Origin of the sequence: Parabacteroides sp. AM17-47, from assembly GCF_003434625.1 — a bacterium.
GTDB lineage: Bacteria > Bacteroidota > Bacteroidia > Bacteroidales > Tannerellaceae > Parabacteroides > Parabacteroides distasonis.
The window spans coordinates 119553-137949 of sequence record NZ_QTLI01000005.1 but is presented as its reverse complement, the minus strand read 5'-3'; the positions used below and the strand labels follow the sequence as shown (position 1 = coordinate 137949).

The window sequence follows — 18397 nt, the reverse complement described above, 5'->3', positions numbered from 1 at the left end:
CCATGAGCGAGAAGACTTCATCCTTGAAATTGATTCCCGTGATGTTGGCGTTCTTCGCCATGGGATTCGTGGACTTAGTGGGAATCGCCTCTAATTACCTGAAAGCGGATTTAGGCTTGAGTGATTCGGAGGCGAATATCTTCCCGTCGCTCGTGTTCTTCTGGTTCTTGATCTTCTCCGTCCCGACGGGGATGTTGATGAACCGTATCGGGCGGAAGAAGACCGTGTTATTGAGCTTGATCGTAACGTTTCTTTCGCTAATGATCCCGATCTTCGACGACGCATATATGGTCATGTTGATATCCTTCTCCCTGTTGGGTATCGGCAACGCTTTGATGCAGACTTCCTTGAACCCGTTATTATCGAATATCGTAAGCGGGGATAAGCTAGCTAGTTCCTTGACGTTTGGCCAGTTCGTGAAGGCGATCGCCTCCTTCTTGGCGCCTTATATCGCCATGTGGGGTGCTACCCAAGCGATACCGTCGATGGGACTCGGTTGGCGTGTCTTGTTTCCGGTCTATATGGTGATCGCCGTGATCGCTATCCTGCTATTGGGAGCTACCACTATCCACGAGACCAAAGAGGAGGGGCGGCCCTCCACCTTTGGCGAATGTCTGGCTTTGCTGGGCAAGCCTTTTATCCTGCTTTGCTTTATCGGTATCATGTGCCATGTGGGGATCGATGTAGGGACGAATACGACCGCCCCGAAGATCTTGATGGAACGTCTAGGCATGACGTTGGCCGACGCAGGCTTCGCCACGAGCCTCTATTTCATATTCCGTACGGCGGGATGCTTCTCCGGGGCTTTTATCTTGCGAAAAGTCTCTCCGAAAGGATTCTTCGCCTTTAGTGTTTTCTTGATGTTATTGGCGATGATCGGTTTGCTGCTATTTCATTCGAAAGAGATCATCTATGCTTGTATCGCCTTGATCGGCTTTGGAAACTCGAACGTCTTCTCCATTATTTTCGCCCAAGCCCTACTTTCTATGCCGAATAAGCAGAATGAGGTGTCCGGTTTGATGATTATGGGACTGTTTGGCGGCACGATCTTCCCGATCTTTATGGGCGTGGCATCCGATATGTTGGCTTCTCAAGTAGGAGCGGTGCTGGTGTTGTGCGTGGGCGTAGCCTACTTACTATTCTTTACGCCTAAGTTAAGTAAACAGTGAGGGCGATAAGCTTTTGTATGGTACTATAAATCTTTTGTTAGGGAGTATTTTAATTATATGTTTGCGAAGTTGGAAATCTTTATTACTTTTGTTAATTAAAAGATTCGCAAACAAAAAACGTATATTTATGATAGATACGAAACAATTGATCAAAGCAGGGGAAGAGAAGATGACGTTCGCCATTGAGTATCTGGACGAGCAATTGTCTCACATTCGGGCTGGTAAGGCTAATCCGAAAATCCTCGATTGTGTGAAGGTAATGTATTATGGGGCGCCTGTTCCTCTTACTAACGTGGCTACGGTGACGGTTCCGGACGCACGGACTATCATGATCACTCCGTGGGAGAAGAAGATCATCCGCGATATCGAGAAAGGTATTCTGGATTCTGAGTTAGGTATCACGCCGGAGAATAACGGTGAGGTGATCCGCTTAGGTATTCCTCCGTTGACTGAGGAGCGTCGCCGTCAATTGGTGAAACAATGTAAGCAGGAGGCGGAGAATGCGAAGATCAGCGTTCGTAACGCTCGTCGTGACGCTATCGAGGCTTTGAAGAAAAGCATCAAGTCTGACGGGGTTCCCGAGGACGTAGAGAAAGACGCCGAGGCAGAGGTTCAGAAAATCCATGATAAGTTTATCAAAAAGATCGATGAGCTTTACGCCGCTAAAGAAAAAGAAGTAATGACCGTTTAAATAATTGAAAGTTGAAACTTGAGAATTGAGAATTAAGGAACCCCATTGAGTCCTTATTCCAATTCTCAATTTTCAATTCTCAATTTTCAATTCTCATGAGGGGACTGGTAATAAAAAACACAGGTAGTTGGTATACGGTCCGTACGGAAGACGGGCGAGATATAGAGAGTAAGATCAAGGGGAACTTTCGTCTGAAAGACATAAAGAGTACCAATCCGGTCGCGGTAGGAGACCGTGTCGTAATCGATATTAATAAAGAAGGAACCGCTTTTATTACAGAGATTGAGGAGCGTAAGAATTATATCATCCGTCGTGCCTCTAACTTATCGAAGCAATCGCATATTATCGCCGCGAACTTGGATCAGGCGATGCTGATCGTTACGGTGAATTATCCTATAACAACAACGATATTTATCGATCGCTTCTTGGCGACAGCCGAGGCTTATCGTGTCCCCGTTAAATTAGTTTTCAATAAGATTGATCGTTATAATAATGAGGATCAAAGAGCGTTGGAGAATTTAATCGAGTTGTATACCTCGATTGGTTATCCCTGTTCGACGCTATGTGCCCGGACCGAGGAAGGTTTGGATGCCTTGAAAGCGGATCTAAAAGATAAGATTACGCTTTTGTCCGGCCATTCGGGTGTCGGAAAATCCACGATTATCAATAAACTGGTGCCGGGGGTGAATCTCCGTACCGGTGATATCTCCGAATATCATAACAAAGGAATGCATACGACCACCTTTTCCGAGATGATTTCTCTTCCCGGGGGAGGCTATTTGATCGATACTCCGGGTATCAAAGGATTTGGAACGATCGAGATGGCGGACGCTGAGATCTCCCATTATTTCCGGGAGTTGTTTAAATACTCGGAAGAATGCCGTTTCAATAACTGCACGCACCGTCATGAACCGGGCTGCGCCGTCATTCAAGCCGTTAACGATGGGCTAATCAGCGAGTCCCGCTATAAAAGCTATCTAAGTATCTTGGATGATCGCATGGAAAGCAAGTACCGGGAAGAATTCTAACACTTTATTACAACATCAAACGGCCGGCAGGCTCATACCGGTGATTTTACGGTATAGATCGAGCGCATATACATCGGTCATGCCGGAGATATAATCGAGTACGCATTGTATCTTGCCATATGTAGTAGGAGCGTTTGTGTCGTATTGCTCCGGTATCCGTTGTAAGAGCAGTTTGCTGTAAGCATGCTCTTGGTTCATCACGGCCTCGGTCAGGCTGTCGATCAGATGGCTGAAAATATGATAACCGGCTAATTCAATGTCGAGCACTTCTTTTGCCTTATATATTTTCTTGTATGCTGTAGCCGAGCAATTAGCGTAAGCCTGTTTGGCTTGATCGCATATGTTATTGATTAACGGAGTGCTGTAGGTACCATTGAGGATGCTTTCCTCGTTCTCTAAAAAGACACGGGAACATTCATCCACTAATAGCCCGATAATACAAGAACGCAGATAGGCGATTTGCTCATTGGTATCGTCTACCATATGCATGACCTTGCGGATATGCTCCAACCGCTCTCCTTCGAAAAATCCCAATAATAGTTGTATGGCCTCTTCGGTGGTCAGGATATGTAGTTTGCAAGCATCTTCTATATCCATAATTTGATAGCAGATATCGTCTGCCGCCTCTACTAAGTAAACTAACGGGTAACGAAGAAATTTGTCCGGGGCTTCCGGGCTATGTCCGATCCCTAGCTCTTGGGCGATTTGCAGATAGCTTCCCTCCTCCGATTGGAAAAAGCCGAATTTCCCTTTCTTTCCTGAATAGATGGATGCGTAAGGATATTTGATGATAGAGGCTAATGTGCTATATGTTAAGGCAAATCCCCCTTTTCTGCGTCCAATGAACTGATGGGTCAGCAACCGCATGGCGTTTGCGTTACCTTCAAAATGGACGAAGTCTTCCCAGCGTCCCCGTTCCTTCCGTACTTTCTCTTCTAGTTTTCGCCCATTCCCTTCGGAGAAGTAAGCGGAGATCGCTCTCTCTCCGGAATGCCCGAATGGAGGGTTTCCCATATCATGGGCAAGGCAAGCGGCTGATACGATGGAACCTATCTCCGGGAAGTTGATACTGCCGTCCGGATATTTTTGCATAAGTCCTTTCGCTACGTTATTACCCAATGAACGTCCTACGCATGATACTTCCAGACTATGTGTAAGTCGGTTATGTACAAAGATACTTCCCGGAAGGGGGAACACCTGTGTCTTGTTTTGTAGTCTTCGAAAAGGGGATGAGAAAATCAAACGGTCATAGTCACGTTGGAAATCAGTTCTCTCGTGTTTCCGCTCGTGATACTCTTCCATCCCGAAACGCTTGCCGGATAATAGCTGGGTCCAGTTCATAGTCAATACATTAATATATATATCGCAAATGTAGAGATAATCTGTGCAAATCATTGAATATTTGTGGAAGAAATTAGAGTTAATGGTTAATTTCCTGACTGAGTTGTTTTCGAAGCTTATAAATAGAGCTGTAATTTTATTCCAAGATGATAGTCAGATAGTGATTGGATGTTATAGGAGGAAGATGATAATGAAGAAAAATTATGTTAATTGAAATTTGTTGTTAGTTTCATTAGAACTAAATCAAATTAACATATTTAATTTATTGAGGGATGATGAAAATTTGACTATGTGTTATCGCAAACACCTGAAAAAGTGAGGAACATACTGATTTTTGTTACGTTTTAACTTGTATGTATAGTTATTATATATATATTTGTCTGTCAAAACATGAAAAACGACTTAGTTCTAATGATACTACGTTGTTATTGTTATTTAAAATAGAACCGTTTGATTTTAAATAGAAAGAGATTTCTGTATGAACATAATAATAACTTTAAACAAAAAAGAGTAAATGCCTATGCACTAAAAAAGAAAGAAAAGAGAGCCCGATCTCTCTAAAAAGAGTATGAAAATTAAAAAAGCACAAATGTAGAATCACTTAAATCAAAAACGATTTTTCATGAGAAAGTCATTTATCTTATTATTGGCGTTTTTTCTGTGTGTTACAGGATATGCACAGAAACTAACGATTAGTGGTGTCGTCATTGACAAGGATCTAAATGAGCCACTAACAGGAGTGAACGTGTTAGTAAAAGGTACGACAACCGGTACCATTACTGACTTTGATGGAAAATATACCTTGGAGGCTGACGCAAACTCTATTTTGGTATTCTCTTATTTAAGTATGAAAACGATTGAGGAGCCTGTAAATGGCCGTACGAAAATCGATGTTACGATGGTTTCAGACGCAGAGGCTTTGGATGAGGTTGTCGTAACGGCGATGGGTATCAAACGTGAATCAAAGACTTTGACTTATTCCGCACAAACGGTAGGCGGTAAGGACTTGAACGAGATTAAGAATGTGAATATGATCAACTCTTTACAAGGAAAGAGCGCTGGTTTGCAGATTACCCCGAACTCTACGGGTGCGGGTGGTTCTTCCAAGATCTTGTTCCGTGGTAATAAATCTATTAGTGGTAATAATCAGCCGTTGATCGTTGTGGATGGTGTTCCTATGATGATGAATGTCTCGGATTCACAGATTGATGGATCTTATGGTGGTGGTCGTGACGGTGGTGATGCCATGTCTACTATCAACCCGGACGATATCGCTCAGATTACCTTGTTGAAAGGTGCTTCCGCCGCTGCTTTGTATGGTGCGGTCGCTGCCAACGGTGCCATTATGGTTACGACTAAGTCGTCGCAGTCTGGAAAAGTCGCTATAAATGTATCTAGCAATACGACGGTTGAGACTCCGATGGTGTTACCGAAGTTCCAGAATTCTTATGGCGTAAGTAACCAAGGAACGTTTAGCTGGGGCGATAAGCTTGCTTCTTCTTCTCCAAACTATGCGAAGGATTATTATAATCTTGGCTATACGACCAACAACTCTATCTCGTTGGCTGGTGGTAATGATAATATCTCATCTTATTTTTCTTATGCGAATGTATCTTCTAATGGTATCGTTCCGGAGAATACATATATGAGCCATAACTTGCTAGCGAAGGTTGGCTTTAACCTATGGACAAAACTTCATGTAGACGTGTCTGCTCGTTATAATAATCAGCATATCGAGAACCAGCCGACTGCCGGTTATGTAGGTAATCCTACTTTGGGCGCTTACTTGTTTCCAAGAGGAGAGGACTGGGATTATTATAAGAGTAACTATGAGGTATACGATGGTACAAGAAATATAAATGTACACAATTGGACAAATACCGCTCAAGAGCAGTTCTCCAATCCATACTGGATGTTGAATCGCCAAAAACCGGTTTCTTATCGTAATCGCTATGAGTTTGGCGGTAGTGTCAAGTATGACATAATGGAAGGTCTTTCTGTTACAGGTCGCCTGCGTTATGAACGTGGTGATGAGACATGGAACTTGAATGAATATGCGTCTAGTACAGCAGGCCGTAACTTGCTGGGTACGATGAAAGACACACGCGTGAATAGCGAGCAGACTTATGGTGATTTGTTGGCCCAATATAATAAGACTTGGGAGGATACTTATTCTTTGTCTGTAACCGCGGGTGGAAGCTACCAAAAGACAAAAAGTTCTTCTTTAGAATTGATCGGTTGGGGTGATTCTCAGTTCTCTGTTAACGATGCGGGCGTGATTACAAGTGGTGCTTACTATCCTAATATCTTCTCTCCGGCTAACTATTATAAATTACAGACTACAAAGACTTTGGCCGAGAAACGTTTAAATTCAGTGTTTGCTACTGCCCAATTTGGTTATAAGGAAGGTCTATTTATCGATGTTAGTGCCCGTAACGACTGGTCCTCAACATTGGCGTTTACAGATGGTGTTTCATTCTTCTATCCGTCTGTTGGAGCAAGTGTTTTGTTGGATAGATTTATTGATTTCGGCAAGAACGTGGATTTATTCAAGTTACGTGCTTCTTATTCTATTGTAGGTAACGATGTGCCTATCGGTGTGACCAACGAGCGTTATACATTAGGAGATCAAGGAGCGTTGAATCCGCCGGAAAAATCATCTTTCCGTACGTTGAAACCAGAAAAGACAAATTCGTTGGAAGTCGGCTTTGATGGTACATTCTTCCAGAATCGTTTCAACGTAAATTTGACCTATTATAAGACAAATACCAAAAATCAATATTTTGACATCTCCGCTCCATGGGAAACTGGTTTGAAGAGCCGTTATATTAATGCTGGTAACGTACAAAACCAAGGTTTCGAGGTTAGTCTAGGTTGGTATAATCAATTTACGGATAATTTCAGCTGGAGCACGAACTTTAACTTCTCTTACAATAATAACAAGATTATAGAGTTGGCCGACGAGCTTTCCGAGTGGAACCTAACAAGTTATTGTACAGGTGCCAAAGTGCTCTTGAAAGAAGGTGGGCATTTCGGAGACCTTTATGTTCGCGACTTACAACGTGATGATAACGGAAAGCCTATTGTCTCTGATACCGGTGCCCCTGTATTAGCTGGATCCGATAATAAAGATCTTGTTTATGCGGGCGATATGAATGCGAAAGTGAACATGGGTTGGACAAATACCTTCCACTATAAAGATTTCACGTTGTCTTTCTTAATCGATGCGAAGGTTGGCGGTAAGGTCTTGTCGATGACTGAGGCTACCATGGATGGTTGGGGCGTTTCCGAACGTTCTGGTTTGGCTCGTGACGCAGGTTTTGTAGAGGTCGATGGAGTACAATTTGATCCGCAATTGTATTATTCAACTACCGGTGGTACAAGCTACAACTCTAATATCTTGACTTCCCAGTACGTATATGACGCAACTAATGTTCGTTTGCGTGAGTTATCATTTGGTTATACCTTCCGCAACTTGTTTGGCGCAGGTAAAAACTTGACCGCTTCTATCATTGGACGTAACTTGTTCTTCTTCTATAAGGATGCTCCGATGGATCCGGATGTAGCTGCTGGAACGGGTAATGGCTGGCAGGGTATCGATATGTTTGCGTTGCCGACAACCCGTAGCTTTGGTTTGAACTTAAAACTTAATTTCTAAATCTTACAGGTATTACTTATGAAACTAAATAGAATTCTAAAATATGCGGCTGTATCAGCTTTAGCTTTTAGCACAGGATTAACAACCGTGAGCTGTACAGACGATTTTGAGACATTGAATACCGATCAGTATGAGGTAGACCCGAACACTCTTCCTTTCTCTGCGCAGTTTAAAGAACCGCTGTCTTATGTATATGCTCCGCAACAGAACTTGTTCCAGTACTGCTTTAGTTTGAACGTAGACTTGTTTAGCGGTTATTTCATGACACCACATAATTTCAATGGTTCCGGTAACGTGGATTATGCGTTGAATCGTAGTTTTTGTGGAGGTATGTACGAGAATGTTTATTTACACATTTTCAATAATACACGTCGTTTGATCGCCTCTTGTGACGAACAAGGATTGACAGACTATGCGGGAATGATGCGTGTTGTTCAGGCTTATGCGATCCAGATGTTGACGGATGTTTACGGTCCGGTCGCTTATACGTCTTGTATCGAAGATCCGACAAATGGTGCTTCGTTCTCTTATGATACACAGCAGAGCATTTATAACTCCATTTTCGAATTGTTAGATAAAGCGCTTCAAGATTTCCAGAGTCCGAAATCCACATTGGAGGAGAGACAGTCATTCGACTATTGGTGTAATGGCGATTTGGATATGTGGATTCAAGTAGCCAATCAATTAAAGCTACGTGCAGCCTTGCGTATCGTGAAGGCCGACCCGACTTTAGCTAAACAAAAAGCTGAAGAGGCTGCCAAGGGCGCTATCTTAAAGCAGGATGTATTGATCAATAAGAGTTTGAGTAATGAGCAAACTCGTATGTTCGAATGGGGAGATAGTGGCATGAACGCTAACTTAACTACGATACTGGAAGGATTCCAAGATCCTCGCTTACCGCTGTATATGACGAAGAACCAAGCTGATGTTGAATGTGAGGATGGGAAGACGATTGTATCCGGTACTCAATATTTAGGTATTCGTGGCGGCTGTGACTTGCCTGCTAAACCGAATCAATGGGGTAACTTCTCGAAGATCGTTTGTTCTTATACAACAGCTTTACCGGTAATGATGGCAGCCGAAGGTTATTTCTTGCGTGCGGAAGGTGCGTTGCGTGGTTGGAGTAACATGGGAGGTACGGCGAAGGAACTGTATGAGCAAGGTATCCGTGTTTCTATTAAGAATCAGTTGGCTTATAAGGGAAGTCTGGCCGGAGTAAGTTCAATTTCAGAAACAGAGATCGATGCCTATATCAGTGGCACGACAACACAAAAGGACTTCGTCGACCCGGTTAATGGTCAAAACAGCATCAAGGCTCAGAATGATATTACGGTTAAGTGGGATGAGAGCGCGACTAATGAGAAGAAATTACAACGTATCATCACACAGAAATGGATTGCGAACTTCCCGTTGTCTTGCGAGGCTTGGGCGGAATTTCGTCGTACAGGTTATCCGAAATTATTCCCGAACCGCGTGAATAAGAGTAATGGGGATATTGATACGAATGAACAGGTTCGTCGTTTATTGTATTCCGATAATGAGGATAATACGAATACCGTGGAATATCAAAAAGGTATCGAGCTGCTGAACCAAGAGAATACGGGTTCGATCTCCGGTGATAAAGGTGGTACTCATGTATGGTGGGATAAAGCTGGTGCAGGTAATTTCTAATCGGCATTAATAGGTTTTATTGTTAAATAATATGTAATGAAAGGGCTTCTTCGAGTTTGCGAAGAGGCCCTTCTAAATTTTGTAGTACTTTAGAAGGATAAATCTAAGATTATATGATGAACAGACGTATTTATTTATTTTGTTGGCTTTGTCTGGCTTGCTGGTTAAAGCCTGTATCAGCAGAGGAGCAAGCGTTGTTGGTGATCCCGGAGCCGGGAGAGAAAACCTTGATTCACTCAGATTGGTATGCCCGGAAAGCGAATGAAGTGAAAATGGATGGAAACCGGTTGAGCGCGGCGCCTTTGGATAAAACAGGATGGTTTCCGGCCCGTGTGCCAGGCACGGTATTGACTACACTTTTGGAGAACCATATGTATCCGGCTCCCGAGTTCGGCTTGAATAACAATCTGATACCCGATATACATGAGGTCGGCAATGATTTCTATACTTATTGGTTTACTCGTCAGTTTACTATCAATAATTTACCAGAGGGACGTAATGTCTGGTTAAATTTCCGGGGTATTAATTATAAGGCGGAAATCTTTTTAAATGGTAAGCGGATCAATCGAAATACCCATGAGGGCATGTTCTTGAGGAAGACTTTTAATATAACCCCTTATCTTCGTACGGATGCCCCCAATGTATTAGCGGTATTGGTTTATCCACCTACACATGCCGGAAATCCGAATGGCGGACAAGGTGGCGATGGGCAGATCGCCCGGAATAATACGATGCAATATACGCCGGGTTGGGACTGGATACAACCGGTACGTGACCGGAATACGGGTATTTGGGATGAGGTCTCTATTACGACAACCGGGCCGGTATGCCTCTCTTCTCCTTATGTCGTGACCAAGGTACCCGGCGTACGTGATCCGGAAACGAAAACTCAAAGGGAGGCTTTTGTGAATACCTCTGTCGAGCTAGAGAATACCGGGAGCACTTCCTTAAAGGGGCTATTGGTTTGTGAGACGAACGGAACCCGCTTAACCCAGCCGATTACTTTATCGCCATTCGAGAAGAAAACGGTATCCTTGAATCCTTTAGCGGTAAAGAATCCTCGTTTATGGTGGCCTAACGGTATCGGTGAGCAGCCTTTATATGATATGAACCTCTCTTTTGAGATCGGGAATCAAGTGAGTGACAGGGAACGGCTGCGTTACGGTATCCGGGAGATTACTTCCGATAAATGTCCGGATAACGGGGGACGCCGTTTCTTCGTGAACGGACAGAAAATATACGTCACGGGTGGTAACTATATTAATTCCGATTGGCTGCTTCGTCTTTCTCCGGAACGTTATCGGGATGAGGTACGTTTCCATGCGGAAATGAATCTGCGTATGATCCGTGTATGGGGAGGTGCGTTGGTGGAACGGCCGGAATTCTATAACGCCTGTGATGAGTTCGGTATCTTAGTCTTTCAAGATCTGTGGGGCAGTGGTGATTGCAATGGCGCTTGGGAGGATCCGACTAAGATGGATTCCCGAGAACGTCGTTGGGAATATCCCGATAATCATGATTTATTTATCGCCTCCGTGGAAGATCAAGTGAAAATGATCCGTAACCATCCGAGTCTTTGTTTCTGGTGTGGGGCGAATGAATGGCCTTTAGCGAAAGATATCGATCAATGTTTGAGAAAGGAGGTTTTCCCCCAGCTAGATCCGGAGCGTCTTTTCGTGAGTTTCTCTACAGATACGTTGTTTACCCGGAATTATTTGGGGGATAATGGGGATGGTCCTTACGGTATACAAGAGCCGGAATGGTTCTTTAGCTTCCGTTCGCATCCGTTTAATCCGGAAGCCGGATCGGTTGGTTCCCCGGAGGTCGAGAGTATGCGGGAGATGATGACGGAACAGGATTTGGCCGGTTTCCCAAGGAAAGGTTTTACTCGTAATTATACGTGGCGGTATCATAAGGATCTGGGCTATGGCGATCATCTGGAGCGATATGGGGAGGTGAAGGATATCGAGACCTATTGTAAGTATGCCCAAGTCGTGAACTATGACCAATATCGTAGTTTTATGGAAGGCTGGGCCTCTCATATGTGGGATTGGTATACGGGTATCTTGATCTGGAAAACCCAGAATCCATGGACATCCTTGCGGGGGCAAATGTATGATTGGTCTCTCGATGTAAATGCTTCCTTGTACGGAACCCGGAAAGGCTGTGAACCCTTACATGCCTATTATAACCCGGTAACTCGTAAGGCGGGATTGTTGAATACGACCCTGAAAGATTATACGGATTTATCGATTATAGCCCGTATTTATAATCTGGAAGGCAAACTGCTTTGGGAGAAAGAGACGAGAGCGAACTCCAAGGCGAATACGGTACAGGAATTATTGGATATCCCCGTTCCGGAAGGGATTCAAGGCGCTTATTTCTTACGGCTGGCTTTGAATGCGGACGTCCCCAATATTTATTGGCTGACAACCGAGCCGAAAGACTACACCAGCTTATCTCAACTTCCGAAGTCAAGACCGGATATCAAGACCGATATCAAGAAGGAAGGCTCAAATTTCGTAGGTACAGTCCGTTTGAGCGCTGATTCGCAGATCTCGTTCTTCAACCGTATCAAGGTTTTTGATAGGGAGACAGGCAAACGAATCCTACCGGTACATTATTCGGATAACTATATTACGCTAATGCCGGGTGACCAACAAGAAATAAGCTTGGAGTTTCCCGCTAATCTGCCGGAAGAGCGAATACAAATCGTGGTGGATAGCTACAATTCTCCTTTGCCTTGACGTACGATCTCGAAATTATCCGTCGTGCAATCTATAACCGTAGAGGCTTCCAATCCTCCGAAACCGCCGTCGATTACGATATCCACTTGATGCTCGTATTTCTCGTGTATCAATTCCGGATCTGTCGTATATTCGATCACCTCATCCTCGTCACGGATGGACATGGTTAGGATTGGATTTCCCAAGGATTGTACCAATGTACGGGTAATGTTATTGTCCGGTACACGGATTCCGACTTCTTTCCGGTTCTTGTAAATCTTTGGAAGCTCGCTGCTGGTGGGTAAGATAAAGGTGAAAGGACCGGGCAGATGTTTCTTCATCAGTTTGAAAGCGGCGTTGCTTACCTTGGCGTATTCACTAAGATTAGACAGGTCGTAGCAGATGATAGACAGGTTGCTTTTCTGTGGATTAACTCCTTTCATCTGACATATTTTCTCTACCGCACGCACGTTTAACGCATCGCAACCGATCGCGTAAACCGTGTCGGTAGGATAAACGACAAGGCCGCCGTCCTGCAGGACTTTGACGACCTTGTCTATTTCTTTTTGATTCGGATTCTCCGGATAGATTCTCACTAACATATTAGCCGTAGATAATGTGTCCGTTCTCGTCTGTATATTCCTCTAATCCTTTACTATATTGGTTCATGGCCCGGAGGCTCATACCCATGCTTGAGAAACCACCATCGTGGTATAGGTTCTGCATCGTTACCTTGCGGGTAAAGTCGGAGAACATCATTACGCAATAGTCCGCGCACTCGTCGGCGTTGGCGTTACCCAGTGGACTCATTTTGTTAGAAAAGTCCATCAAGTGTTCCATTCCCTTCACGCCACTACCTGCGGTTGTCATTGTCGGGGATTGGGAGATCGTGTTCACACGTACGCCTTTCTCGCGGCCATAGATGTAACCGAAACTACGGGCGATAGATTCCAGCAGGCTCTTAGCGTCCGCCATATCGTTGTATCCGAAGAACGTGCGCTGGGCGGCCACATAACTTAATGCCACTACGGAACCATTCTCGGCGATAGCGTCTTGTTTCTTGGCTACCTGTAGCATCTTGTGGAAAGAGATAGCGGAGATATCCAACGTCTTTTCCAGCATTCCATAGTCCAGATCATCGTACGTACGTTTCTTGCGTACGTTCGGGCTCATACCGATAGAATGTAAAACGAAATCTATTTTACCACCTAATATTTCCACTGACTTCGCGAATACGGTCTCCAGATCCTCTACGCTGGTTGCGTCCGCCGGGATTACCTGCGCGTTCAACTTCTCCGCCAAAGCATCTACCTGACCCATACGAACAGCGATAGGCGTATTGCTTAACGTGATAGTCGCACCTTCCTCTACGGCTCTTTCTGCCACTTTCCAGGCGATAGACATATCATTCAGCGCGCCGAAGATAATGCCTCTCTTGCCTTTCAATAAATTATGACTCATACCTCTTGTTTATTAATTACGGCACAAACATACACAAAATGTGCAACATACGCAAATGAATATCATAGCCTGACATTTGAATATGTGCCTTGATATTAAAACAAGGTAGAGTCATTCTTTGTTGGCGGTTACTTCTTATTCCCGGAAATAAACCCTCTTTACCCGAGGCGAGATAGAGGTTAATATCTCATAAGGGATTGTTTTCAGTTTATCCGAAAGTTCGCTCACCGGTAGTTCGTCGCCGAAAATAATTACGGCGTCGCCTTCTTGCGCATGGATGTCGGTGACGTCGATCATGCAAGCGTCCATGCAGATGTTGCCGATAATCGGGCAGCGTTGTCCATTGATCAAGACCTCCCCGCCTCCGTTGCTGAAGTGGCGATCCAATCCGTCGGCGTATCCGATCGGGATGATAGCGATCCGGGAATCACGTTTCACATAACTCATACGGCTATAACCGATCGAATCCCCTGCGGGTACGTTTTGTATTTGCAGGATCGTCGTCTTCAAGGTGCTGACGTTCCGTAAGCCTTTTTGTCCGGATGCGCTTACTCCATATAAACCGATACCTAAACGTACCATATCCATTTGATAAGCGGCGAAACGCTCGATTCCTGCGGAGTTTAGGATATGTTTGATTACCTTATACTCTAACCCGTTTTCTAATTCCCCTGCGGCTTTGGTGAATTTATCCAATTGTTGATGGGTAAAATCATCGAAGACGTACGAGTCGCTTCCGGCTAAATGAGAGAAGACCGAACGGGCGATAACCCCGGATTGCGCTCTCAAGCGTTCACAGATCGCCGGGACATCCTCCGGTTGAAACCCTAGGCGATGCATGCCGGTATCGATCTTGATATGGATAGGGTAAGAGGTGATGCCTCTGCGCTCGGTCTCCCGGATCATGGCATCCAATAGGCGGAAGCTATAGACTTCCGGTTCCAGATGGTTCTCGAACAAGACATTGAAACTGCTGAACTCCGGATTCATGACGATAATAGGGATCGAGATACCTTCTTTACGCAATTCGGCTCCCTCGTCGGCTACCGCCACGGCCAGATAGTCGCAACGATGTTCTTGAAGGGTCTTCGCCAACTCGTAAGAGCCGGCTCCATAACCGAAAGCTTTTACCATACAAACCATCTTAGTCTCCGGCTTTAGCTTGGAACGATACTGATTGAAGTTGTGTACGATCGCGTCCAGATTTACCTCTAGGATCGTCTCATGCACCTTTTTCTCCAACAACTCGGAGATCTGCTCGAAATGGAAATGGCGGGAACCTTTAATCAAGATCAACTCATCCTTGAATTTCTTGAAGGAAGGAGACTTGATAAATTCCTCGGTGGTCGTGTAAAACTCCTTCTCGATCTCGAAGACGGAAGCATATTCCTTTAAGTCGCGGCCGATACCGACGATACGATCTATCTTCTTACGGCGAACCAAATCGGCGACCTTCTTATATAGAGATTTCGGCAAGGTGCCCGATTGAAGGATATCGGAGAGGATTAAAGTGCTCTTTAATTGCTTGCCTACCCGGCGGCTTTGTTGGAAATCGAGTGCGATATCCAAGGAGTTGATATCCGAGTTATAGGTATCATTTATCAACAGGCAATTGTTGATACCTTGCTTTACGTCCAATCGCATAGCCACCGGCTCAAGATGTAAGAATTTCGTTACGTCGTTTACGCTGGTGGGTTTTAGGTAAAGCATAACCGCCATACAATGGATCACGTTCTCGATAGAAGCGTCGTCCGTGAACGGAATGGTAACGACCCGGTTGAAGCCCAGTAAAGTACAGTGAATGATCGTCTCAAACTCTTTCTTATCGATAGACTCGATAAACAAAGGAGCCTCGGAGTCCGTACGGCTCCACGCGATCGCTTTATGGGAAAGGCAAGCCGATTCGATACAATTGGCGATAAATAAATCATCCCCATCATAAATAATGGCTTCGCAATCATTGAAAAGCGTCAGCTTCTCCATACATTTCTGATTGGAGGAGAGGAAATTCTCTTGATGAGCCTCCCCGATATTCGTGATGATACCGATCGTGGGGGCGATAATGGGTTGCAGGCGTTCCATCTCGTCCGGTTGTGAGATACCGGCCTCGAAGATGCCCAGTGTATTTTTCTCGCTCATCTGCCATACCGAGAGAGGAACCCCCAACTGGGAGTTGTAGCTCCGGGGCGAACGTACGATGTTGAACTCGTTATGCAGCAGTTGATAGAGGAATTCCTTTACGATCGTCTTTCCGTTGCTACCGGTGATGCCGATCACGGGGATGTTGAATTGCTTCCTGTGGTGAGTCGCCAGCTTTTGTAAAGCTCGTAACGTATCTTTTACGATCAGGAAGTTCGCGTCCTTCATGCTCTCGAACTCCGGTAGCATATCGCTTACCACGAAGTTGCGAACACGAAGTTTATAGAGTTCCTGTATATATCTATGTCCGTCGTTCGTCTTGGTTTTCAAGGCGAAGAAGAGGCTTTGTTCCGGGAAGGAGAGACGACGGCTATCTGTCAACAACAAACTGACCGTATCGTCAAGCAATTGGTTTGTTTTAGCACCGATAACTCTTGCTATTTCTTTAATTGCGTATTCCATTCTTTTATTTTAGTTTAGACTTTACTATTTCGATCTCTTTTCTGATATCAAAGGAAGGAATTTTCTCGCTAATTCGTTCCATCTTTAACAAAGTTTGAAGGATAAACCGCTTATAGGCCTCGCTATCCGGTTGAAAAGGCTTATGGTTAATAGCTTTTTGAATATCACCCCATTCTTTAAGGATTGCCGAAGTGTCTGTGGATAAGAAATTTTCGATAAAACGTTGCCAAATATAATCAATGGCCAATGGGGAGGGATGGAGCATATCGTCCGCATAGAAACGATAATCCCGGAGCTCGTCCATAAGGATCTCATAAGCGGGGAAGTAGGCGATTCGGTCGGGATAATCTTTCTGTAAGGCGTCCGTGGCTAGCAATAGGGTGGCTTTGCTGAGTTGGTTCTCGTGCGCCCCGTCTTTCCAGTGGCGGATTGGACTTACGGTAAATAAGATTTTCAAGGCGGGGTTTTGTTCCCAAAGGGCTAGTAACAGAGGTTTCCAGTCCTCGACGATCTCTTGCGTGGATAATCGTTGCCGATCGAACATCTTTTCCGGTAGCTTATGGCAATTCGACACGATTCGCCCGTCGCTCTTGAGGCGGTAGACGAAAGCGGTTCCCAACGTGATTACCAACCGGGTCGCTTTTCGCAGGAAATCGGAGGATTCGGATAAGCGGCTGTTTATATGGCCTAGGCATTCTTCTTCCGAGGGAGCGGAGAAACGGCTATGATGGGTAAAACTATGGTATATGCCCTCATGCTGGAATAAATCGCCGGGAGTGAAATACTCCGGGCGTAGCAGCATCCGCAATCCTTCCGCTACGGAAGCCGGGTTATACAGAGTACCGAATGGGTTTATATCTACGGAGAATTTATTCTCTTCCAGTTTCCGCCCGATATTCTCGGCGAAGCAGGAGCCCATCATCACGACCCGGTCCTCATACGAGAAAGAGAATCGTGCTTTCGGCAACAGGATTCGGGTATAAAGTTCCATATTTACTTTTTCGCAAAAGTAGATATATGTTTACGGAAATGCAAATAAGGAAGGTGTTTTAGGGGAATAATGTAACAATGCCCATTGTAAGGTTGTTAGGATGGGCAGTATAAGGAGCTTACGATGGGCATTGTTGCGACCTTATAATGCCTATTGGCGGAAGGTCGGGAGTGATACTATAAAAGAACGGCGGTAACTTGTTGAGTGTTACCGCCGTTGGTCGTAGCCTTTGCCGGGGCTACGCTTCATCTCCCATCGTTGCCATATATTCTTTCCATAAGGAGTCTATGTCGTAATCATTGCCGAGCGCATATTTCACGCCACCATCGAACGACCAAGGAATAACCTCTAATGTGCTTCGGTTGAACTTCCGCAGGAAATCCGGGCTCTTGGTTTGCGTAAGCCATGCGAGGAAGAAGCCTGTCGTGCGGTAACCATCCATATAATGGCCGCCTTTGGGACGATCTTCCAAGGTAAAACCGCCGTTTAAGTATCTTACGGCATCCGCCACACCTTCTATCATGGCCCAGAAAGTCTTATTAGTCCCATAGCTACCTATGCCTTGAGGCTCCAATTGGAAACCATGCGTCAGCTCATGGTATAATACGCCACGGGTCTCGTAATCCACTTTCGCGGTGTCGTTATTGGCAAAACTTTTCTCGATCCATTTCGTGCTGTATACGATACTGATGGAAGGGGGCGCTCCGTCTTTCGCGGATACCCCGTCGTATTCCTTTAATGTATAGTGGATCTCCTCGATGCCCGGGATACTATCTTCCGGAGTGAAATAAAGTGTCTCTACGACCTTGCGGGCGTGCTTGGTAATATAAGCTTCCGGATCAGGGATAACGGCGGCATAGATCGCCGAGCCCTTAGCCTCGGGGGAAAGATTCTTGAAATCGATCTTTCCGATGTAATAATTATCCCAAGGACTTGAGGTGGCTTCCGCTACCGTAGCCGCCTGTTCCTTTTTGCCGGAGCAAGCGATGCAAGTCCACAGCAGGAAAGCACCGCTGATTAATTGTTTATACTTCATGAGTCTTGTCTGTTTTTTCTGATA

At 45.0% G+C, this 18397-nt stretch carries 12 protein-coding genes; 6 read left to right on the top strand and 6 right to left on the bottom strand.

Annotated features, from left to right (window positions below; all coding sequences use genetic code 11):
* The first annotated feature begins 2 nt into the window (after positions 1–2).
* From DW205_RS05200 to rsgA, 3 genes are all read left to right on the top strand, one after another.
* Positions 3–1169 (top strand): MFS transporter, encoded by a 1167-nt coding sequence (locus DW205_RS05200; protein WP_005867370.1) that lies wholly within the window; start codon positions 3–5, stop codon positions 1167–1169.
* A gap of 127 nt (positions 1170–1296) precedes the next feature.
* On the top strand, positions 1297–1860 hold the full coding sequence (frr, locus tag DW205_RS05195) for a ribosome recycling factor (RefSeq protein WP_005859749.1): 564 nt from the start codon (positions 1297–1299) through the stop codon (positions 1858–1860).
* Positions 1861–1955: 95 nt separating this feature from the next.
* Positions 1956–2888, top strand: a complete 933-nt coding sequence (gene rsgA, locus DW205_RS05190) for a ribosome small subunit-dependent GTPase A (protein ID WP_005867373.1) — start codon at positions 1956–1958, stop codon at positions 2886–2888.
* Positions 2889–2903: 15 nt separating this feature from the next.
* On the opposite strand, the gene dgt is transcribed toward rsgA, so the two are convergent.
* A complete protein-coding gene (gene dgt / locus DW205_RS05185; RefSeq protein ID WP_005867374.1) occupies positions 2904–4229 on the bottom strand; it encodes a dGTP triphosphohydrolase in 1326 nt (441 codons plus the stop codon).
* Positions 4230–4851: 622 nt separating this feature from the next.
* On the opposite strand from dgt, the gene DW205_RS05180 reads away from it, so the two are divergent.
* The 3 genes from DW205_RS05180 (at position 4852) to DW205_RS05170 (ending at position 12305) form a co-directional block, all read left to right on the top strand.
* Entirely contained in the window at positions 4852–7887 is a 3036-nt protein-coding gene (locus tag DW205_RS05180) for a SusC/RagA family TonB-linked outer membrane protein (RefSeq protein WP_005867376.1), read from the top strand.
* An 18-nt stretch (positions 7888–7905) separates the two neighbouring features.
* Entirely contained in the window at positions 7906–9558 is a 1653-nt protein-coding gene (locus DW205_RS05175; RefSeq protein ID WP_005867377.1) for a SusD/RagB family nutrient-binding outer membrane lipoprotein, read from the top strand.
* A gap of 113 nt (positions 9559–9671) precedes the next feature.
* Positions 9672–12305 carry a glycoside hydrolase family 2 TIM barrel-domain containing protein gene (locus tag DW205_RS05170; RefSeq protein ID WP_005867378.1) on the top strand — a complete coding sequence of 878 codons (2634 nt, stop codon included), beginning with the start codon at positions 9672–9674 and terminating at the stop codon, positions 12303–12305.
* Here DW205_RS05170 and DW205_RS05165 read toward each other — a convergent pair.
* The 5 genes from DW205_RS05165 to DW205_RS05145 all read right to left on the bottom strand — a co-directional run bounded on the left by DW205_RS05165 (position 12284) and on the right by DW205_RS05145 (position 18373).
* A complete protein-coding gene (locus tag DW205_RS05165) occupies positions 12284–12886 on the bottom strand; it encodes an L-threonylcarbamoyladenylate synthase (RefSeq protein WP_005867379.1) in 603 nt (200 codons plus the stop codon). The genes DW205_RS05170 and DW205_RS05165 overlap by 22 nt on opposite strands.
* Before the next feature lies 1 nt (position 12887).
* Positions 12888–13745 carry an enoyl-ACP reductase gene (locus DW205_RS05160; RefSeq protein ID WP_005859732.1) on the bottom strand — a complete coding sequence of 286 codons (858 nt, stop codon included), beginning with the start codon at positions 13743–13745 and terminating at the stop codon, positions 12888–12890.
* A 135-nt stretch (positions 13746–13880) separates the two neighbouring features.
* Complete coding sequence (locus DW205_RS05155) at positions 13881–16346, bottom strand: bifunctional UDP-N-acetylmuramoyl-tripeptide:D-alanyl-D-alanine ligase/alanine racemase (RefSeq protein ID WP_005867380.1); 2466 nt, start codon at positions 16344–16346, stop codon at positions 13881–13883.
* A 4-nt stretch (positions 16347–16350) separates the two neighbouring features.
* Entirely contained in the window at positions 16351–17337 is a 987-nt protein-coding gene (locus tag DW205_RS05150) for a GSCFA domain-containing protein (RefSeq protein WP_005867383.1), read from the bottom strand.
* A 238-nt stretch (positions 17338–17575) separates the two neighbouring features.
* Positions 17576–18373 (bottom strand): basic secretory family protein, encoded by a 798-nt coding sequence (locus tag DW205_RS05145; protein WP_005867385.1) that lies wholly within the window; start codon positions 18371–18373, stop codon positions 17576–17578.
* Positions 18374–18397: the final 24 nt, after the last annotated feature.